Origin of the sequence: Flavilitoribacter nigricans DSM 23189 = NBRC 102662 (genome assembly GCF_002646595.1) — a bacterium.
GTDB classification, from domain to species: Bacteria; Bacteroidota; Bacteroidia; order Chitinophagales; family Saprospiraceae; genus Flavilitoribacter; species Flavilitoribacter nigricans.
The window spans coordinates 207,219-230,059 of record NZ_PDUD01000020.1; the positions used below are offsets into that span (position 1 = coordinate 207,219).

Consider the following 22,841-nt stretch of genomic DNA (forward strand, 5'->3'; position numbering starts at 1 on the left):
ATGCCTATTCGGACGGAAAGGCAAAAATGGAAAACATGTTTAATTCAAAAGGGACCGACCTGGCTCTGTTAATCTTACGCGTTGTATTCGGAGGATCAATGATCGTCGGTCACGGCTGGGGAAAACTCATGCGGCTTTTTTCCGGAGAACCGATAGAATTCGGTGATCCCTACGGCCTGGGACCGGCCACTTCACTGGTGCTGGCTACTTTTGCCGAATTCCTCTGTGCCGCGCTGGTCACCGTCGGTTTACTGACCCGTTGGGCGCTGATCCCGCTGATCATTACCATGCTTACGGTCGTATTTTTAGTGCACTTCGGTGATCCCTACAGCCGGGTGGAAAAAGGTATTCTTTTTCTTGGGCCTTACCTCGCGCTGTTTTTGACCGGCCCCGGAGCCTATTCCCTGGACGCTATCTGGCAGAATCGTAATGCCTGATCGGCTTCCGGTCACCATTCGCAAATTCGCACCATCATGAGATACAGTCTGCTGTTCGTATTCATCTTTGGTTTGCTGGCCTGTAATTCAGGTGGGCAAGAGTTGGAGGAAGTTCAGATCCTGCGCGGTGAGACCATGGGCACCTATTATCAGGTGAGCTATGTGGGGAGCCAGCAGCCTTTTCTGCAGGAAGAGATCGACAGTTTGCTGCGGGCGATCAATGCGGAGGTGTCTACCTACGAACCGAATTCTGTGATCTCCCGGTTCAATAAATCGGCCAGAGGTATTGCGCTGGGCGAGGCACCGCATTTCTGGATCAATCTGGAAATTGCCCGTAGCGTATTCAACGTCACGGATGGCGCCTTTGATGCTACCGTAATGCCTTTGGTCAATTTCTGGGGATTCGGATTTACCGAAGACCGCCAGGGCCGCGAAGTCGATACGGTGGAAGTAAACCGGATCCGCAGCCTGGTTGGATTCGACCAGGTTCGTATGGAGGGTGATTCTCTGTTAAAGGAGAAGCCGGAGATACAGTTGGACTTTAGCGCCTGTGCCAAAGGCTACGGCGTCGACGAAGTGGGGCGTCTCCTGGAGAAAAGATCCCTGGGGCGCTATCTGGTGGATATCGGCGGCGAATCCCGGGCGCGGGGAGTCAAACCGGGGGGCTCCATCTGGCGGGTGGGGATCAATATGCCGGATGAGGACGCTTCGGTCAACGAGATCATTACGGCCTTTCCGCTGGAAAATCGCTCGGTGGCCACTTCCGGGAATTACCGCAACTGGTACGAAGTGGACGGCGTCAAATACAGCCACACCATCAACCCCCGGTCCGGTTTTCCGGAGAGGACCGAATTGCTGAGTGCTTCGGTCTTTCACCGCGATTGTGCCGTTGCCGATGCTTACGCCACCTCCTGTATGGTACTCGGCGTGGAAAAAGCACTATCTTTGGCGGAATCCAACCCAGCAATTGAAATCTATTTGATATTTAGTCGTCCGGATGGTAGCATGGAGACGCGCTACACCAGTGGATTGAATGCATTATTTAACGAATAACGTTTATGGAATTACCCCTGAAAAAAGATCTCTGCTTTTTCGACATCGAATCAACCGGCTTAAATGTAGTCCGGGACCGCATTCTCCAGATCGCCATTAAAAAATTCTTTGCCGGTGGTAAAGATCCCGAAGACCTGGTCATGCTGATTAATCCCGGAGTGCCCATTTCCATCGAAGCCATGCTGGTGCACGGTATTCAGCCCAAGGATGTGGCGAATAAGCCGGTATTCGCGCAGGTAGCGCAGAAGATCTACGATTTTATTGGGGACGCTGATCTGGCCGGTTACAATTCCAATCGCTTCGACATCCCTATCCTGATGGAGGAGTTCGCCCGCGTAGGTATTGAATTCACGATGGATAACCGCCGGACGATCGATGTGCAACGCATTTTCTATAAAATGGAACCCCGCACCCTGAAAGCTGCGCTGAAGTATTACTGCGACAAAGAACTCGAGGATGCCCACGACGCTATGGCGGATGTAGAGGCTACCGTAGATGTTTTCTTCGGGCAGCTCAAACGCTACGAAGGGATCGATTATGTCGACGGCGACGGTGAAGTGACCCCGGCTCCGGTGGTGGCGGATGTCCAGTCGCTACACGATTTCACCAACGATATGCGTTTTGTTGATGCAACTCAGAAATTGAAGTACGATCACAATGGCGTCATTGTATTTAATTTCGGAAAATACAATGGCAAGCCCGCCGCCGAGGTGCTTTCCCGGGATAAACAGTACTACAACTGGATCCTTAACAAGGAATTTACTTCTCAGGTGAAACAGATTGTGAAGAAACTAGTGAAAGACTTTGAAAAATCAAATAAAGGATAATATCGCCCTGGGCTTTGCCGGGGCCTGGTCCCGGATCACCACCTTTGCTATCGCTTTCTTAATTGTTTCCTGTTTTTCAGCTTGTTACGAACAGGTGGATGGCTGCCTGGATACCAATGCCTTAAATTTTAGCCTGGACGCCGACCGGGAATGTGACGGCTGCTGCACGTATCCCGCGCTCTCGATCCGGCTGGTACACCAGTGGATCGATGCAGATACCAGCTTCACCTTCCGGTATACGAGTGGCGCATTTAAAGACGGGGGAGGAAATCCTTTCGTGATTGACCGGATCACTTATTATCTGCAGAATTTTAGTCTGGTGACGGATGCGGGTACCCGCGTCAGCACTACGGACACCGTACTGGTGGGCTACCTGAACGATATCGGCTTCTACGAGGATCGTTATATTCCCGACGATTACCTCCTGATCAACGCTACCGTCTCCTCGGCCTTTGAGGTGGGCACGCTTGCGCAGAATGGTAATTTTACCCAATTGCAGTTCGAACTGGGCGTTGATGATTTTATGGACCGCATCCTTCCGGGCTCCCTGACCAACAACCACCCACTTTCCCTACTGGATACAACGATGTACGATCTCAATAACGGCCGCTACGTGTCCAATCGGCTGGACCTGGCCCGGGATACGACCCAGAACGCCGAAGACCTTTTGTTACAGTACGGCGCGGAAAGATCTACCGTACCCGTATCGGTAGCTATCCCCGGAGGTTTTCCGCTTCCCGCCGGTTTCAACATGGTGGTCACCCTCCAGGTGAACTACGCGGAGTGGTTCCAGAACGTCAATAATATCGCCACCGCTACTCCGGAGACCATCATTCCCCAAATTGTCGCCGGCCTGCCAAATTCATTTACTTTAGTGGACATTACCGTGAATCAACAGTAGTTTTATTAATAGCGCAACAACCACCGGCCATCGGTATTTGTTGTATTTATACTTCCCGGGAGGGTTTAGGTAAGCTGCGGATAACTACTTTGAAGCGTGATCAGTTCCATTGATCCGGTTGCAATTACAGCCGATGATCACCCTTATTTCCTCGCTACCCAACCAACTCCGGGTGAACAAAAGGCCTGTCTGAACATTACTGGGTTTTAAAACAAGACCAATGAAACACACTCCATTATTTTTTATTCCAATTCTATTGTTGTCATTATTTATAACGGCCTGCGATCAAAAAGAAGAGATCAGTACCGGGAGCCTGGAAATTGTTTTCAAGGGGACTTTCGGCAACGAGCCGTTGTACATGTTCGGGCGTAGTTATGACTATCGCGGAGATGCCGCAGTAAAATGGCAATTGTTCCAGTTCTTTTTATCCGATCTGGAATTGCTGGGTTCCGGTAATGCGGTCAAACCGCACATGCTCAGCGCCATTGAATCGGTAAGCTTCGGCGATATCCAAAGTGAAGAGGAAGCACTGGAAGGCTATGCGCTGCGGTTCAATGATATCGAGACCGGTACTTATTCCGGTCTGCAGTTCGGCCTGGGCGTAGCGCCCGAACTCAACGCTACCCAACCGAGTGATTACACTCCGTCGGAACCGCTGGCCCAGGTCAGCAGCTACTGGGAGGCAGCGTCGAGCTACATCTATACCAAGATCGAAGGTAATGCCGACCTGGATAATGACGGCCAATTTGGCGAGGATGAGGAAAAACTCACCTATCACCTCGGGGCATCCGAGCTTTTTCAGAAACGGACGCTGCCGGTGACCATCGATATCCGGGAAAATTCCACCACTTCGATCGTGGTAAACGTCGATCTGCTCAAAGCCCTGGAGAACACGGCCGAAGGGACCTTTATCGACTTCCGCCAGACGCCCAGAGATCACCACAAGAACCCGGACGTATACAACTTTGTAATTACACAATTGCGGGAAAGTGCGATCAGTATCGGTAATTAAACGAGGGTGCTTATTTTTTCTGTTGAGCGCGGTCCTGTCGGCCTGCAATGCCGGTGATCCCGGCTCCGGCCGCCTTTCGGATATTCCTTACGAATCCGAACCTTACCCGCTACGGGAACCGGATCGTTTTGTCCGGATGGAGATCCCTGCGGACAACCAGCTGACCGTGGCCGGCGTTGCGCTCGGCAAGCAATTGTTTTTTGATCCCTTACTTTCGGCCGACAGCACGGTTAGCTGCTCTTCCTGCCACCTGCCGGGTCGGGCTTTTACCGACGGTCAGATACTGAGCCGGGGAGTTGCCGGTCATCGTAGCTTACGCAATAGCCCATCTTTGCTGAACGTCGGCTACCAAACGGAAGGACTATTTTGGGACGGCCGCGTCAACGATCTGGAGGAACTCATAGTACACCCTGTGCAGGATACCAATGAAATGGCTGGCGACTGGACGGAACTGACCACTAAACTTCGCGATCATCCGGAATACCCATTGCTGTTCCGGAAAGCTTTTGGCATCGATACCGTGGCCGCCATCGATCAGGAACTGACCGTGCGGGCCATCGCTCAGTATTTGCGGACGCTGGTAAGCGGAAACAGCCGCTACGATCGTTATAAAGCCGGTGAAGTCATTTTGACGGCTTCCGAAGATCGGGGGCGGCGGATCTTTTTTGACATTGAAGACGGTGTGCCGACCTCCGAGTGCGGTCACTGTCATGTCGAACCTTTGTTCAGTGGTCTGGAATATTTCAACAACGGACTGGATGAGGTATACGATCCGAAAAATTTTCCGGATGCCGGGAAAGGGGGGATCAGCGGCAGAGTAGGGGAGATGGGCAGCTTCCGGACCCCCAGTCTCAGAAATGTAGCGCTTACCGCACCTTATATGCACGACGGGCGTTTTGCCACGCTGGAAGAAGTGATGGACCACTACGTCAGCGGTGGAAAATACAGCGAGAATGTGCATCCGAATGTGCGTAGGCTGGATTTTTCCGAGCGGGACAAGGCGGACCTGATCGCTTTTTTACAGACCCTAACCGAATCTGAATTTTTAAAAGAATCGAATTGATGCATCAATTTTTGAAAAATAGCCGGGCCGGAGTTGGCTCACTCATTTTATTGGGAATACTGTTGCTGGGCACAGCCTGTAAAAAGGATACGGTCGGAGACGACAGTTGTGAAACGTGTCCCGCTACGGATCTGATCCCGGGAACCTACGCTCCGGAACCCTATGTACTGGAACTGGCGGACTGGATGGGCGAACCGATCATTCCGGCGGATAATCCGCTTACCAAAGACGGGGTAGCGCTGGGCCGGATGCTTTTTTATGATCCCATCGTTTCGTCGGACAGTACCATGTCCTGCGCCAGTTGTCACGCGCCGGACCTGGGATTCACCGATGGTACGGCCTTCAGTACCGGGGTGGAAGGGAGGCAGACCACCCGCAGTTCCATGCCGCTGTTTAACCTGGCTTATAATCCGAACGGTTTTTTCTGGGATGGGCGTTCGCCTTCGATGGAAGATCAGGCTTTGCATCCGATCATGGATCGGGTGGAGCTCAATGAAGATTGGGAGAACGTGGTCCGGAAGTTTCAGCGGCACCCGGATTATCCGCAGCGTTTCCGTAAAGCATTTGGTATTGAAAGGACATCGGAAATCACCAAAGAACTGGCCGTAAAGGCCCTGGCGCAGTTTGAGCGTACGCTGATCAGTCAGGATTCCCGATTTGACCGTGTGGTTTACCGCAATGAGGGTTGGTTGACCGATAGTGAGCAAAGAGGAAAAGACCTTTTCTACGTCGAACCGAGTTTGGTGGACCACCCGGGCTGTTCCCACTGTCACGGTGGTGTGAACTTTACCGATTTCAGTTTTCGGAATAATGGAATTGATAGTGTCGCTACCCTGAATGATTTTCCGGACAAGGGCCTGGGAGCAGTTACCGGACGGGTTTATGACAACGGTCGCTTCAAGGTACCCAGCTTGCGCAATATCGAACTGACGGCACCTTATATGCACGACGGGCGCTTTGCCACCCTGGAAGAAGTGCTGGATCACTACAAGACCGGCGGGCACGGTGTGGAAAACGAGGATCCCAATATTGTACCCTTTACCCTGACCGGAAGTCAGAAACAGGATCTGATCGCCTTCCTGCGCACGCTGACCGATACAACGTTTATTAAAAATCCAGCTTACGCCAATCCATTCAACTGAGCCGGGGGCGGCAGAGCCAATTGCAAGCCCGTAACCCGCCCGGACCTAACAAAATAATTACCAATGTGATCCCCGAAAAAGAAGAAAAGCACTTTTTTTTCGGGGATTTCGGTGAATAATTTCTTTTAAAAAGCTAGTTTTTTGGAATGTTTTTCTCACAGATTATTTTATAATAAATTGATTGTCAGTTTATTGGAATTTAATGACCGAATCGAAAAATTCACAATTATCCTTTTTTGTCTTTGTTTGTCGCAGCTTTAATTAAGATGTTTGTAATGTCAAACGAAAGGATCGTCGATAAATGAATCGGCGACAAAATGAAATTAAATGGGATTGTTCGTTATTAGGTAGGTCAGGTATTAATGGGGATTATGCCTGACTTACCTTTAACAGTCTGCTTTCGTTGACCAAAAAATTGAATTTGCATATTTCGCAATATATCGAATAGATGGCTTGAAAAGCTATTCTTCATTTGATTATGATTTGTTATTAAGATAAGCCGTATCGCAATGGGAGTGTGATGCGGCTTATTTATTTTTACACTTTAGCCGAAATCTGGAAACTTTCTGAACAGGTTTTTTGTTAAATTTCTGTGAAAAGTGAAATAAATTGCAGGTTTAAACTGTTTATACTCTCGACACAGGGTGCGTTAGCAAAAAACTAACCCCTGTCTTAGATTTTGGAAATTATTCATGGGATTATAATTTGTTAGTAGTAGGTCGTGTCACACAAGCTGTGATACGACTTTTTTTTTGCCCTTCTTTTTAGCAGAATTTCCGAATGGCCGGCATTTTAATATTTATATTTTTTATCATCTAATTCACTTATTTATTGGTATTCTGAAAAAAAAGTCTGTTATTTGATCCAGATTATCAGACCAGATTACCCACCCTCCATAAGATGGTCCAGTAATGAGACATCTATCGCCAATTTCAGTACATTATCCCTCTTTTACCCACATTTAACACACGGACTATTAATTTTTGTTGACCTTGAGTGAACATGTGGTTTACTGTACTGATTATTAAATCAGCCTCCAGTAAGCAATCATACACTAACAATTAATTTTCCTATGGCAAATTTTGTACAACCAATCTTGCCGGGCAAATCTCGTTTGTCTGGTCTGAAAAACTTATTATTTACCTGTCTATTCTTACTCCCTGTATTTCTCCAGGCCCAGATCACCATTGAATTTGAGATCACCAATCCCAAATGTTATGACTATACCGACGGTTCCGTCCTGACTACTATCAGTGGGGGCGCAGCACCTTACACCGTTGCGTGGAGCAACGGCAGCACCGTCAAGGACCTATACGGTGTTGGAGCCGGAGAATACGTGATCTCCGTAACGGACAGTAACGGAGCCGAAGCAGTAGACACTGCGACCGTCACCGAACCCGGACCGGTAGAAGCCAGTGCGGCTATCACCTCCGACTTCTGTTCGCTTCCGGCCGAAATAACCGCCACTCCGGGCGGCGGCGTGGAACCTTATATGTACGAATGGACCGACGGCTCCACCGAACAAACTTTCACGGCTATGGAGCCGGGGCAATACTGCGTAACCATTTCCGACGCCAACTGGTGTGCGGCGGTTGCCTGTGTGATCGTCCCCGAACCGCTCGAACTGGAACTCGTCGTACTCCCACCGGCCTGCCCACTGGGTTGTGACGGTAGTGTGACTGCGATCGTGACCGGCGGCAAATCACCTTATACTTACCAGTGGAGCAATGGCGCTACCACTTCTATCAATCCGAATCTACTGCCCGGCGTATTCACCGTTACGGTGACCGACGCCAACGGTTGTACGATTGAAGGGACCGCAACGGTGGAAGATGGCACCTCAAGTCTGGATGTGACCATCACGGCGAGCAATCCCGATTGTAAAGGCACCGGTAGTCTGACCGCCAGCGCTATCGGAGGTCAGGAACCATATTTATATGTATGGAATACCGGACAGACCGGCCCGACGCTCAACAATCTGGATGGCGGTACTTATACCGTGACCGTAACCGATGCCAACGGCTGTAAAGTAGTAGAGACCAAAGAACTGATCGGTGATTCGGACCTCGACGTTGCTGCCGAACTGATCGACTACGAATGTGGCGATACGATCGGCGCCATTACCGTAGTGGCTCTGGCGGGTGTACCTCCGTATACTTTTACCTGGAATAACGGCCAAACCGAAGCGACCGCTACCGGATTAACTCCCGGAGAAGTATATACCGTTACCGTCACGGATGAAACCGGATGTACGGTAAGCCGGACCTTCCCGGTTGTCGACCCGGACGGCCTCGAATTTGATGTGATCGTGACCAACCCGGATTGTTCCGGATTCAATAGCGGTAAAGCTACCGTGATGATCCCAGGCGATGCGGACGAATATAATATTACCTGGAGCAACGGCTCCATGCAGGATACCGTGGGACTATTGGGCCCCGGAGATTACTCTGTAACGGTATACGACAACCAGGGCTGTGGCGGTATAGCGGATTTCACCATCGTCGCTCCCGAACCGCTGGAAGTATCAGCGGAAGTAACAGATGCCCTTTGCGGCGAAGCGATCGGTACGGCTACGGCCATGGTGACCGGCGGAACGCCACCCTATATGATCAAATGGAGCGACAATCAGATGGGCGCTATGGCTACGGGCCTGCTGGCCGGTACCTATACCGTACTGGTGACGGATGCCAACGATTGCGAAGTAATGGCTCTGGTGACCATCGACGAATCCGAAGGGATCACCTGTGAGGTAACCGAAGTAAGCGCAGTTAGCGAATCCGGTGCCATGGACGGTGAAGCTTCCGTAAGTGTAGATGGCGGAAGTGAGCCTTATACCTACGAATGGAGCGACGGACAAACTACAGCTACCGCTACCGGACTGGCCGCTGGTTCTTACTCAGTGACCGTAACCGATGCCAACGGCTGCAGCACGACCTGCTCTATTGAGCTCGAAGCGGATCTGATCTGCGTGAACTTTACCGACGGCGGTGAGATCGCCTACGACGGCGGCCCGCTTTGCGGCCCCGGCGTTGATCCGGAAGAGATCGTGAGCGTTTCTTTGCCTACGGGTGGATCCGGTGAGATCGAATACCTGTGGATGAAGAGTACCAAAGACGGTCCGTTCCGCGTAGATACCTACGAGCCGATCCCCGACTCCAATTCTCCTTCTTACGATCCGGGACCCCTACAGCAAACGACTTATTTTGCGCGCTGTGCCCGTCGCGGTGGTTGCCCGAGCTTCGTGGAATCTAATATCGTTAAGATCGAAGTTGGCGACGATGCCGTAGCGAAGATCACGCCTCCGGATTACGTTTGTTCCGGACAATCAGTGGTGTTCATGGCCGAAGATAACGGCCCGGGTGCTACTTATTCCTGGGACTTCGGACTGACCTCCAACCCGAGAACGTCTACGGAAATAAACCCGGTAGTGACCTATACCAATTTTGGCAACCGCACCGTTACTCTCGAAGTAACTGCGAACGGTTGTACGTCCACTACTTCCGTCCGGGTGTCTATTCTGAACGGAGGACCGAATTGCAGCACGGCGAACGCCATGGCTATTTATCCGAATCCCTTCCAGCAGTCCTTCTTTATCGAACAGATCGAAGGAAATAAGGATCAGCCGGTGAAGATCAGCCTGGAAACTTTCTACGGTCAGCAACTGCAAACCTACGATTGGAAAGACCAAACGATCAAACACGAGATCATTGCGCGGGACCTGCCGGCCGGAGTTTACATGGCCCGGATCAAGGTTGGCGATGGCAACGAAAAGACCTACATGGTCGTCAAGCAGAAAAATTAATACCTGATAAATAGAATTAATAACCCGGCTTCGGAAACATTCGGAGCCGGGTTTCGTTATTACAGCTAGTATAAACACATATATATTTTGAAAATTTAATTTAAAACACTACTTTAGCCCCCGCTCACCCTCCACAAGCTGGTACGAAACTCCATCTCGTAGTCACATCATTCTTATTCGCCTGATAATACAACCCCACTTGTATTCCGTCTGCTTTATTGGTAAATATTAGAAGCAAGAGCAACTGTAGCTGGAAACACAGAAAAGAAAGGCAGCTATTTATAACAAATTGTCGACCCAACATGAATAATAGATTCCCTAAGGGAAGTGGCCAGCGGCTGCTATCCCTAAATGCACTAATTCTACTTTTCCTCTTCTCGGGTGGATTCTATTCCCAGGATCTGTCCAAAATCATCATTACGTGTACCGATGTCGTGATCCCCACCTGCTACGGCGATGCCGACGGCAGTGTTCGGGCCGAAGCTACCGGCGGGGTGCCGCCCTATACCTACGTATGGAGTGACGGTACGGAAGGACCGGTCCTTTCCGGGGTTAAATCCGGGGTGTATACGGTAAAGGTGACCGATGCGGAGGGGAATATGGCCGAAAAGAAATTTTTCATGCGTCAGCCTAAATTGCTGACGGTCGACTTCAGCGCCCGGGCCTGCTCCCTGCCGCTGAAAGCTTCCGCCCAGGCCTGGGGCGGAACGGGGCCTTTCACCTACCAGTGGTCAACCGGAGCCTCCGGTCAAACCATTACCGTTGAATCCGGAGTTGAATACTGCGTGACCGTCACGGATGCAAATGATTGCACCACTTTTGGCTGTACCACGGTAACCCTAAGCGACGTTTCCGTGAGCGTAACGGCCGAACAGATCAGTTGTCCGGGTGTGGATGACGGCAGTCTGACGGCGACTGTAGACGGTGGTTTGGAGCCAATAACCTATAGCTGGAGTAACGGGGCGACTACTCCGCAGATAACGGGATTGGCACCGGGGACCTACGAAGTAACCGCAACCGATGCGAACGGATGTAGTGAAATTGCCACCGGTGAAATACTGCCGAAAGAAGATCTGCTGGTCGACCTGATGAAAACGGACCCGGTCTGTACCGGAGATACCACGGGCAATATCCAGTCCGCTGTAAGCGGCGGAACGCCACCCTATACTTACCTCTGGAATAACGGTGCCGAAACAGCGGACATCGCTGAGCTTGGCCCCGGAAACTATATCCTGACGGTGACCGATGCGAGCGGATGTACCGCCGAAGCGACGGTTGATCTGGCCTACCAGTCCGAATTAACGATAGAAGCTACGGCTACACCGGAAACCTGTGCGGGCGACGGCAACGGATCCGCCAGCGTGACTCCCGCCGACGGGGTAAGTCCTTACGATATTATCTGGAGTACCGGAGATACCTCCACTACTCTTAGTGGTGTTGATCCCGGTACTTATACTGTGACCGTTACGGATGCGGTAGGTTGTCAGGATACGACCTCCGTAACCGTAGAACCGGCGCCGGATTTTGAGATTGAAACGGAAAGTACCGATCCGAGTAGCTGCTCCGAAACGGACGGCACGGCTTCGGTAACGGTAGTTAGTGGTGAAGGTCCTTTCTCCATCGAATGGAGTACGGGAGATACCACTGCCGTGATCGATAGCCTGGAAACGGGTACTTACACCGTGACGGTAACCAATGCCGCTCAGTGTACGGCAAGTGCTAGCGTCACCATTAACCAGCCCACTGCACTGGACATCGATATTACGGGGCAACAATTACTCTGTCCGGGAGATTCCACCGCATCGCTGATGGTATCGGTAAACGGAGGAATACCGCCGTTTGATATTTTGTGGAGCACCGGCGATACGACCGAAGTGATCGACAGCTTGTTTGCGGGCACCTACACCGTAACGGTGACGGACTCTACCGGTTGTTCGGTGTCGGAAACGGCGGTGATCGAAGAAGTGGAAGCGCTGGAGGTAACTATCGGCGGTTTGTCGGTAGTCTGTGGCCAGGGAAATACCGGCTCTGCCTTTGCCAATGTATCCGGAGGGGCGGAACCATTTACCTATATCTGGAGCACGGGAGACACCACCCGGGCCATTCTTGGTCTGCTCACCGGCACCTATTCCGTTACGGTAACCGACTCTATCGGGTGTAGCGGTAGTGCTTCCATTGACATAAAAATTGTGGATGATCTGGCCGTCGAGATCGTGGGGCAGGGCATTTCCTGCGCCGGAGAAACGGACGGCAGTGCGGTGGCTACGGCTACCGGAGGCGACGAACCCTACTCTTATTTCTGGAGTAACGGCGCCAGCGGCGATTCCATCTCCCAACTGAGTGCGGGCACCTACGTGGTGACCGTGCAGGACGCCAATAACTGTACCGCCCGGGATACCATTACCATCAGCAGCCCATCTCCGATCCTCGGTTTTCTGGACGTTCAGAACCTGGTTTGTCAGGAAGACTCCACCGGCGCTATCGATCTGAGTGTGATGGGCGGCACGCCGCCCTACGCTTTTGAATGGAGTACCGGCGATACCACGGAAGATATCAGCGGACTGCCACAGGGCACGTACCGCGTAACCATAACGGATGCGAATGATTGCTTTGTCGTTCGTTCGGGAACGGTAAGACCTCCGGCACCCTTCACCCTGGATTTTGACGTCAAAGACGTATCCTGTAATGGAGGTCAGGACGGAGCCGTTAGCGTAACGGTAAACGGTGGCACCGAGCCTTTTACCTACGAATGGAGTACCGGCAGTACGGAAGATAACATTTCTGATCTCAGTCCGGGCGATTACGGGCTGACGGTGACCGATTCCAACGGTTGTGTCACCCAGGATTCGGTATCGGTTACCGAAGTAGCCACTTTGGTCTGCTCGGTAATGGAAGTCAGTAAAGTAACGCTTGGAGGCGATGGCGTCCTGGAAGTAATTCCGGAAGGCGGAACCGCACCTTTCAGTTTCGAATGGAGTAATGGCGAAACTACAGCGGTGATCGACAGCCTCGACGGCGGCGTGTATTCTGTGACCGTGACCGATGCCAACGGCTGTACTACTTCCTGTGAGCTGGAACTGGTCCCTCTCTCCGGTCTGGGTGATTATGTCTGGATTGATGCCGATAAGGACGGTATTCAGGATGCAGACGAAGCACCGCTTGCCGGCGTAAACATCACGCTGCTGAATGCTGCGGGTGTAGAGGTTACTTCAACCGTCAGTGACAGCAATGGATATTATGCCTTCTTTGCCCTCAAAGCCGGAACCTACCGGGTGCAGTTCGATATGCCGGAAAATTACAGCTTTACGAAGCAGGATGCCGGTGGAAACGATGAAGTGGACAGTGATGTAGATATGACGGGAATGACTGCTGCCATCATCCTCACTCCCGGAGAATTTAATTGGAATATTGACGCCGGTTATACCCGCGACTGTATCAATATCACGGATCCGGGATCTATCGGTTTTGATCAGTACATCTGTGGCCCCGGCAATAACCCGGATCCGTTGGTCAGCCTGACACCCGCTTCCGGTGGGGAAGGCGAGATCGAATACCTGTGGATGTACAGCACAGAGGAAGGCCCCTTCAACGCGGCCACCTGGAAGCCGATCCCGAATTCCGATTCCCCGACTTACGATCCCGATATTCTGTTTGAAACAACTTACTTCGCCCGTTGCGCCCGCCGGGAGAATTGTCCGAATTTCCTGGAAACCAGCATTGTAAAGATAACCGTCGGAGATGACGCTTTTGTGGAGATTATCGGTCCGGCCACCGTTTGTGTGGGAGAGCCCGTGATCTTTCAGGGAGTAAGCAGCGTCGAGGGATCGACTATCGAATGGATATTCGGCCCCGGCATCCAGAAGATCTCCGTTACGGAAAATATGGCGGAAGTCCGCTTTACCTCTTTCGGCACCTTTACGATCGGTGCGACGGTTTCCGAAAATGACTGCAAAGCCATCGGTACCAAAGAAGTCTTGGTGATCAATAATAACGGTATTTGTGAAGAAGGACTGGAGATCGCTGCTGTAGTTGAGAGTGAGATCACCCGGGAGATCCGCCTGGACTGGATCGGCACCAAAGCTATGAGACTGGATTATACCATCGAGCATTCCGTGGATGGCGTACACTTCACGCCGATCGGCATCGATGCGATCCCGGTAGCCGAGGTGGAGAATGAGCTGTTGTACGCCTGCCACGTCAAGGCACCCAAACCTGGACTCAACTATTACCGGGTCAGAATGACCGATGAACGCGGAACGGACTGGTATTCCAATACCGAAGAGATCGTTTTCCACGACAATTCCGGATCGGTGCTCCTGTACCCCAATCCGGTAAGACAAAAGGCAACTCTGGAGCTCTTCGAAGTCGGTGAGGAAGAAATGAATTTCAAACTGCTTACCATCACCGGACAGGTGCTCCAGACCTGGAAAGCTTCGGCCGATGACCAGCGGATCGAAATGGACCTGGGCAGCTATCCGGGTGGCGTATACTTCCTGAAGATCGATTACGGAAGCGACCGGACGGAAACGCTGCGCCTGGTGAAACATTAACAGACGACTGTCTGCTCCTCCTCCTGGAAGAGCAAACGCAGAAAAAGTATAGATCAGCATGCCGGTTAGTCCCGCTAATCCACAGTGGAAAGGGGACTAACCGGCTGCTCTGGTTAATATTTTAGCGGAATGGCCTCCTGGATCACTTAGCTATCTCGAAAATTTATATGTATAAAATCGCAAATTCTATTTATAGATATTTGAAATTTTGCCATATTTTACTTTTCTTTGTCCAAAATCGCTCATGAAGCGGTTTTTCTTCTCACTAAGGAACACTTTCTATAAGGCCAATTTGCCCCACCGTACACAAAATTGGCCAAACATCACGCATTATTCCCTTCCCAACACTTTTCATTGGAGATGCATGCTCCGGTGAAACAAACACTGTTTTCTCACATTAGGATAAAAATTGTTGACCTGACCGGATACGTGTATCCCGGCGGTTAAACGCGATTTCTTTTTACTAACAAATTATTCGATTATCCATGAGTAACTGTTTCCCTCTTGGTACCCATCGGCGTCTATCCCTAAGTGCCATTTTAACCCTGATCTGCCTCATCGTAGGTTTCTCACCATCAAGCTTACACGCCCAGCTGGATGTTGCTTTCACTGACATTGCCGAACCCGGTTGTTACGGGTTACCCGGCGGAAATGTGCGGGCCGTTGCCGTAGGTGGTACCGGTCCTTACACCTTTGTGTGGAGTGACGGTACGGAAGGTGATCTGCTGACTAAAGTAGTAGCTGGAACCTACTCCGTTACGGTGACGGACGCTACGGCGAGTTTTATCAGCCGAAGTATTACCATTTTGCAACCTGAGCTGTTAGTGGTCTCATTCGAGACCCAGGAATGTGAATTGCCGCTGAAAGCTATGGCTATTCCTGACGGTGGCTTCGGGCCTTACATGTATCGATGGTCAACGGGAGAGACCTCCTCCATGATCATGGTTAATCCGGAGGTCGAATACTGTGTTACGGTAACCGATCAAAACGATTGCGGTGCCGTAAATTGCGTCACTTTGGAGTATAATCCACTGGAAGTCAATGTGGAAGTGAATGACATCTCCTGTCCGGGAGAAGAAGACGGTTCCCTGACGGCTACGCCGATCGGCGGCACCCCTCCGCTGAGTTACGAATGGAGCAATGGAGCTAATACGCAGTCCATCACCGATCTGGCGCCGGGTACCTATACGGTAACGGTAACGGATGACAAAGGCTGTACCGCCACGGCCAACGGCAACGTAGCCCCCCAGACCGCCATTGAGATCGCTCTGGGTAAAAACGATCCTACCTGTGTGGGAGAGACCGACGGTAGTGTAACCTCCTCGGTAGCCGGCGGCACCCCGCCTTATACTTACGCCTGGAGCACCGGCGCGACGACGGCCAATCTGGGAAGCCTCGGCCCGGGCACTTACACGCTTACGATCACGGATGCAAATGGATGTACGGATATCAACAGTATCTCATTAGAATATCAATCGGAAATATCGATCGGGGTCGCACCTACCCCCGAAACCTGTCCGGACGCCAATGATGGCTTCCTGACCGTAACGGTTAATAATGGCGTGCTGCCCTATACCTACGAATGGAGCAACGGTGGTACCACCCAGGTGCAGTCGGGTGTCGCCCCGGGTACCTATTCCGTAACGGTAACGGATGCGGTAGGCTGTCAGGATACGGCCTCGGCTACCGTTTTACCGGCACCGGACCTTGTGGTTGAAGTTGAAGGAACCGATGTAAGTATTTGCGAAGGTGCCAACGGTAGTGCAACGGTTACTTCCGTTAGCGGCACCGGCCCCTTTTTCTACCTTTGGAGTACCGGCGATACCACCCCGACGATCGAAGACCTGGCCGCCGGCACTTACACGGTTACCGTTACCACCCCCAATCAGTGTGAAGGCGTCGGCATGGTCACTATCGGTGAACCTCCGGCAGTGATCGTGGAAGCGACCGGCACGGAAGTGCTTTGTCCCGGCGACGAAACGGGCACGGTAAGCGCGGAAGTGACCGGCGGCACTGCGCCATTCACTTTTGTCTGGAATACCGGCGCTACCACCCAGACTATTGCAAATCTGCCGGCCGGAACCTACACAGTCACGGTGACGGATGCTGCCGGATGTACGGATGTAGATAGCTGGGATATAAATGAAGCGCCCGCTTTGACTGTCAATACCTTCGGTACCGACATTGTCTGCGGTGAAGGAAGCACCGGGTCAGCAATGGCTACGGTAACGGGCGGTACGGAGCCTTTCTCTTTTGAATGGAGCAACGGATCCGAAACGCAGGCGATTGCCGGTGTGGGTTCGGGAACCTATACGGTGACCGTCACGGATGCGCTGGGATGTACCGGAGAAGGAATGTTTACGATCCGGGTGATCGATGATCTAGAAATTACATTCACCGCCGAGGACGTCGATTGTCCGGGAAGTGAGAACGGAACCGCAACCGCTATGGGATCCGGTGGTGATGCACCTTATACGTTTGAATGGAGCACGGGGGTTACGGGAGCGACCATTACCGGACTGGCTCCGGGTACCTACTCCGTGACTATGACCGATGCCAACGACTGTACGGCCGAAGGCACCGTAGAGATCGGCGAACCGGAAGATATTACCGCCACGCTGGTGCCGGTTGATCCGCTCTGTTTTGGTGATGCCACCGGAAGTATCAGCCTCACGGCGGCGGGCGGAACACCGCCCTACACCTTCGCGTGGAGCAATGGCGAAACTACGCAGGATATCAGTGATCTGCCGGCTGGTGACTACTCCGTGACCATCACCGATGCCAACGATTGCTTTATTGTGAGCAATGCAACTGTCTCCGAACCGCCGGCTATTGAGATCGACGGCCTGATTTCGGATATTTTATGTACCGGTGACGAGAATGGAGCGGTGGATATTACCGTTTCGGGCGGTACTCCGCCTTACACCTTTGCCTGGAGTACCGGACAAACTACGGAAGACCTGGACAATCTGATTGCCGGCGCTTATACGGTAACCGTCACGGATGCTAACGATTGTACCGCCATGGAAACGTTCACGGTTGTTGAACCTCCACTGCTCAACCTGGCCGCCACTTTGCTGGATGTTAGTTGTAACGGCGAAAGCGATGGTGCCATATCCATTACGGTAGGTGGCGGTACGCCTCCTTACACCTTTGAGTGGAGTAACGGCGCAACAACGGAAGATCTGGTGGGCGTACCGGTAGGTACTTACACCGTAATTGTAACGGATGCCAACGGTTGCATCATTTCCGCCACGGGTACCATCAGCGAACCACCGGCTCTGATCTGCACGATCAACCAGCTTTCCGACGTAGTACTCGGTGCGGATGGTTCCCTGGAAGTAGTGGCGGAAGGCGGCGTTGGTCCTTACACCTACCTGTGGAGCAACGGCGATACTACGGCCGTGATCGACGGCCTGGACGGTGGCGTATTTTCGGTGACCGTCACGGACGCCGTGGGCTGTACGACCATCTGTGATTTCAATCTGATCGCTTTGGCCGGTCTGGGCGATTTTGTCTGGGAAGACATCAATAAAGATGGCTTACAGGATATGGACGAACCCGGCATAGCCGGCGTGCGGGTAAGACTGAAAGATGACGAAGGCAGTGTGATCGACAGTACCCTGACGGATATGAACGGCTTTTACTCCTTTGTGGGGCTGGAAGCGGGTACGTATTCCGTACAGTTTGTTGGTCCGGAAGGATTCAATACGACCCAACTGGATGCCGGCGGAGACGATGCGCTCGACAGCGATGCAGATCCCGATATGGCTGGTATGACCGCCACGGTAACGCTGAGCCCGGGTGAATTTAACCCGACCCTGGACGCCGGTTTTTACAATCCGCCTTCCGGAGCGATCACCGATCCCTGTCACTGTCTGAATAATGCCACCAACGAACTGAACGGCCAGTTCAGCGAAGAAGTACTGATCCGTTCCTACCCCGGCGAAACCTGGACGATCATCGAGCAGGAGAATATGTTCCTGATGGAAAGCCCGGCTCCCCCGGCTGCACCACTACCGGTGCCGGTTGGAACGGTTATTCTGGAAAGCGAAGTGCCTGGGGAATATCTGTTTGAATTCAGACTGGTGGATGAGTTTTCTTATACCGTATTGGCTACCAACGGTTTTGATACGCTTGGTTTTACCAATACCTGTATTTATCCGACCCTCAATGTGGATAATTTCCCCGGACCGGAGATCTGTATTTCGGACGACCCGATCGTTCTGACGGCTTCGCCTTCTATTCCGGGTACGGTTAGATTTTATCTGAACGACGAGGAGATCACCGTCCTCGATCCGGCGCAGATCGGTCTGGGCGAATACACCCTGCGTGCAGAATTTACACCGGATGACGAAGATGAATGTATCGCTACGGAGATCGAAAGTCTGGCCATTGTCAACACCTGTTTTGCCAAGATCGGTGACTTTGTCTGGGAAGATATTATGCGCAACGGCATTCAGGATGAAGGAGAACCGGGTATCCCGGGCGTACCGGTTAGCGTTACGGAAGTGGGTGTAGAAAATCCATATACGGATGCAACGACTACAGACGAGAACGGGATGTATATGTTCCTGGTACCGCCGGATCGCACCTACCAGGTGACCTTCGGCCAACCGGAAGGACTCAATCCGGTGATGCCGAATACCGGTGCGGATGATACCATTGACAGCGACGCGGATCAGATGACCTTGATGAGCCAGGAAGTAAGCGTGGCCGACGGAGAAGTGAACCTTACGATCGATGCCGGATTCTACTTCCGCCCCGAAGCGGAGATCGGTGACCCCTGTACCTGCCTGAACAATGCGACCAACGAATTGGACGGACAATTCCAGGAAATAGTGGAGGTTCGCTCTTATCCGGGAGAGACCTGGACGATCATCGAGCAGGAGAACATGTTCCTTCTGGACAGTCCGGCTCCTCCGGCGGCACCGATACCCCTGCCCCTTGGAACGACCATGGTAGAGACAGACGAACCGGGCTTATACGAGATCAGGTTCAAACTGGTGGACGAATTCATGTACAGAATTGTGGTTACCAATGGTTTGGATACACTGAGTTACAGTAGTGTCTGCGCCTATCCGACGGTGAATGTGGAGCAATTGCCTCCGCTGGAAGCCTGTGTTGCGGATGATCCGATCGTGCTGAATGCTACGCCTTCGGTGCCGGGTACCACGGTGTTCTACCTCAATAATGAACCGATCTCAGTATTTGATCCATCTACGCTGGAGGTGGGTTCCTACGAATTCCGCGTAGAGTTCACACCGGAGACCTTTGATGTGTGTATCGTTACCATTGTGGAACAGATCTTCGTTCTGGAGGACTGCCTGGCTAAGATCGGGGACTTCGTCTGGGATGACCGCGATCACGATGGTGTGCAGGATATGGACGAAAGTGGTATCGAAGGGGTGAAGGTAACCGTCACCGAAACGGGTGTGGAAGATCCTTATATCGACATGACGACTACGGACGCCAACGGAATGTACATGTTCCTGGTGCCTCCGGGTAGTTACAAAGTAACCTTTGAACAACCGGCCGGATACATCCCGACCCTGCAAAACGCCGGAGGGGACGATACGGTCGACAGTGATAGCGATCCCGATATGCTGATGACCCAGAGTGTAACGGTAGCCGACGGTGAGATGAATCTGACCCTGGATGCCGGATTTTACATTCCGTCCTCGGTAGCGATCGCGGATCCCTGTACCTGTCTGAATAACGCCACCAACGAGGACAACGGGCAGTTCAGTGAGATCCTGTCTATTCAGGCGGATCCGGGACGCACCTGGACGATCCTAAGCAATGCGGGCATGTACTCGCTGGATAGTCCGGCTCCCCCGGCAGCGCCCATTCCGGTACCGGTCGGTACCCAATTGGTCGAAGTATCACCGGGTGTTTATGAATACGAGTTCATTCTGGTCGATGAGTTGTTGTATTCGACCATTGCAACGAATGGCATCGATACGCTGAATATTTCCAATATCTGTGAATATCCGACGATCAATGTAGAAGAATTCCCGGGTGCAGACGTCTGTACCGGTGACGAACCGGTCCCTCTATCGGCAAATCCCTCCGTCCCGGGCGTTGTACGCTTCTATCTGGACGGAGTAGAGATCACCGAACTGGATCCGTCCAGTCTGGAACTGGGAACTTACGAATTACTGGTTGAGTTCACGCCGGACGATCCGGAAGAATGTCTCGCTACGATCCTCCAGGAAATAGTTGTAAACAACGAGTGCCTGGCCAAAGTCGGAGACCTGGTCTGGTACGACAGGAATGAGAACGGCATTCAGGATGCCGGCGAAAACGGAATTGGCGGTGTGGAAGTCAGCATTACCGAGCTGAACAGCGATAATCCATTCACGGCCACCACCACTACCGACGGTACGGGGATGTATATGTTCCAGGTGCCGCCGGGTGATTTCAAGATCACTTTCGGACAGCCGGAATTCTATGAGCCTACTATTGCCAATGCCGGTTCGGACGATGCACTGGATAGCGATATGGACCCGGTCAACCTCATGACCCCGCCGTTTACCATCGAAGACGGGGAAATGAACTTCACCTTTGATGCCGGATTTACCCGCGAGTGTATCAACATTACGAATCCGGGAGCGATCGGATACGATCAGTATCTGTGCGGACCGGGCAACGATGCGGCGCCATTTGTCAGCCTGGCTCCGGCCTCGGGTGGAGTAGGGGAGATCGAATACCTCTGGATGTACAGTACGGAGGACGGACCCTTCAACCAGGCTACCTGGACCCTCATTCCGAATAGTAATGCACCAACTTACGATCCGGGAGTACTTTACGAAACGACCCGCTTTGCGCGCTGTGCCCGTCGGGAAGGTTGTCCTGGATTCCTGGAAACGACCATCGTAACGGTACTGGTCGGCGACGAAGCCGTAGCGGAGATCTTTGGCCAGTCCACCATTTGTGTCGGCGAGGTAGCTACCTACGAAGCAGTGGGGATCAGCGAAGGAGCGGAAGTTTCCTGGAACTTCGGTCCCGGGGCGCAGCCGGCCACGGCCACTGGTGCGGAAGCCCACGTGAAGTTTACTTCTTTCGGTACGTTCACGATCGAACTGACGGTTACAGAGAATGATTGTACGTCCAGCATAACCAAACGGATCGTGGTGACCAACAACCCGGCCATCTGTGGCGAAGGGTTTGTCATCAACACGGAAGTGACCAATGAGGAAAACCGTGAATTACTCATCGATTGGCAGATCAAGAAGGGCAACCTCCTGGACTTCACGGTGGAATATTCCGAGGACGGTCAGAACTTCATGGTACTCGGGCCGAACAACGAGCCGGCCGGTTTTACCGCCGAAGATCTGCAGTACATGTACCTGACGGTGGCGCCGAAAATGGGCCGGAACTTCTACCGGGTGAAAATGAGCGACACGCAGGGTAACGAATGGTATTCGAATACCGAGGAAGTGGTCTTCTTCAGTGAATCCAAACTGGCCCTGCTGTATCCGAACCCCGCGCGTAACCAGGCCATTCTGGAGATATTCGAATCCTTCGATGAGGATGTCACCATTGAACTGGTAAGCTCCAGCGGGCAACTGATCCAAACGCACCAGGTAGTTGCGGGCAGCCCCCGGATCGCTCTGGACCTGACGGACGTTGCTACCGGAGTATATCTGTTGCGGGTGCGCTTCGGCAAGACGAACATAAAAGCATTGCGTCTGGTAAAATATTAATGGAAATATTTCCGGATAATATCGCTTAGCATTGAATGCCCCGCCGGTTCTGATCGGTGGGGCATTTAATATTTAATAGCTCTGATTATCAGTAAATTTGATAGTTGAATTTTTTTAATAAAAATTTCTAAAAAATGGATTTTTCGTGTAACCTTTTTTTTTGTACACCGTAAAGCAGAGTACCGGATTCCAAAAGAGCAATGGGTACCCTGAAGGTACTCCGAAATCAAACCAAAAAAATTAGGCTACTATCGTTGTAAAATGCTAACCATCTGACCTGCAAGGAAGGCAGGGGAAAGGTATGCTCATTATGTCCAGCTTTGAAAGTTCCTCGAAAAGTGTATT

General features: G+C 52.0%; 10 protein-coding genes. All 10 read left to right on the plus strand.

The window, feature by feature from the left end; all coding sequences use genetic code 11:
- Window positions 1-35 precede the first annotated feature (35 nt).
- The 10 genes from CRP01_RS14915 (at window position 36) to CRP01_RS14960 (ending at window position 22,496) form a co-directional block, all read left to right on the plus strand.
- A complete protein-coding gene (locus tag CRP01_RS14915) occupies window positions 36-437 on the plus strand; it encodes a DoxX family protein (RefSeq protein ID WP_222845742.1) in 402 nt (133 codons plus the stop codon).
- Between the two features lie 36 nt (window positions 438-473).
- A complete protein-coding gene (locus tag CRP01_RS14920) occupies window positions 474-1,490 on the plus strand; it encodes an FAD:protein FMN transferase (protein ID WP_099150858.1) in 1,017 nt (338 codons plus the stop codon).
- Between the two features lie 5 nt (window positions 1,491-1,495).
- On the plus strand, window positions 1,496-2,317 hold the full coding sequence (locus CRP01_RS14925; protein WP_099150859.1) for a 3'-5' exonuclease: 822 nt from the start codon (window positions 1,496-1,498) through the stop codon (window positions 2,315-2,317).
- On the plus strand, window positions 2,295-3,218 hold the full coding sequence (locus CRP01_RS14930; protein ID WP_099150860.1) for an MbnP family protein: 924 nt from the start codon (window positions 2,295-2,297) through the stop codon (window positions 3,216-3,218). Before CRP01_RS14925 ends, CRP01_RS14930 begins: the two co-directional genes overlap by 23 nt.
- Window positions 3,219-3,438: 220 nt before the next feature.
- On the plus strand, window positions 3,439-4,230 hold the full coding sequence (locus CRP01_RS14935) for an MbnP family protein (RefSeq protein WP_143473391.1): 792 nt from the start codon (window positions 3,439-3,441) through the stop codon (window positions 4,228-4,230).
- Window positions 4,208-5,293 (plus strand): cytochrome-c peroxidase, encoded by a 1,086-nt coding sequence (locus CRP01_RS14940; protein ID WP_233752686.1) that lies wholly within the window; start codon window positions 4,208-4,210, stop codon window positions 5,291-5,293. Before CRP01_RS14935 ends, CRP01_RS14940 begins: the two co-directional genes overlap by 23 nt.
- Entirely contained in the window at window positions 5,293-6,435 is a 1,143-nt protein-coding gene (locus tag CRP01_RS14945) for a cytochrome-c peroxidase (protein ID WP_099150862.1), read from the plus strand. The genes CRP01_RS14940 and CRP01_RS14945 overlap by 1 nt, the downstream gene beginning before the upstream one ends.
- A 1,114-nt stretch (window positions 6,436-7,549) precedes the next feature.
- The gene (locus tag CRP01_RS14950; RefSeq protein ID WP_170110378.1) at window positions 7,550-10,237 is read left to right on the plus strand and encodes a T9SS type A sorting domain-containing protein; all 2,688 of its coding nucleotides are present in this window, start codon (window positions 7,550-7,552) and stop codon (window positions 10,235-10,237) included.
- A 302-nt stretch (window positions 10,238-10,539) separates the two neighbouring features.
- Window positions 10,540-14,787, plus strand: a complete 4,248-nt coding sequence (locus CRP01_RS14955) for an SdrD B-like domain-containing protein (RefSeq protein WP_099150864.1) — start codon at window positions 10,540-10,542, stop codon at window positions 14,785-14,787.
- Between the two features lie 485 nt (window positions 14,788-15,272).
- Window positions 15,273-22,496: an SdrD B-like domain-containing protein gene (locus CRP01_RS14960; protein ID WP_099150865.1), complete on the plus strand. Its 7,224-nt coding sequence runs from the start codon at window positions 15,273-15,275 to the stop codon at window positions 22,494-22,496.
- Window positions 22,497-22,841 lie beyond the last annotated feature (345 nt).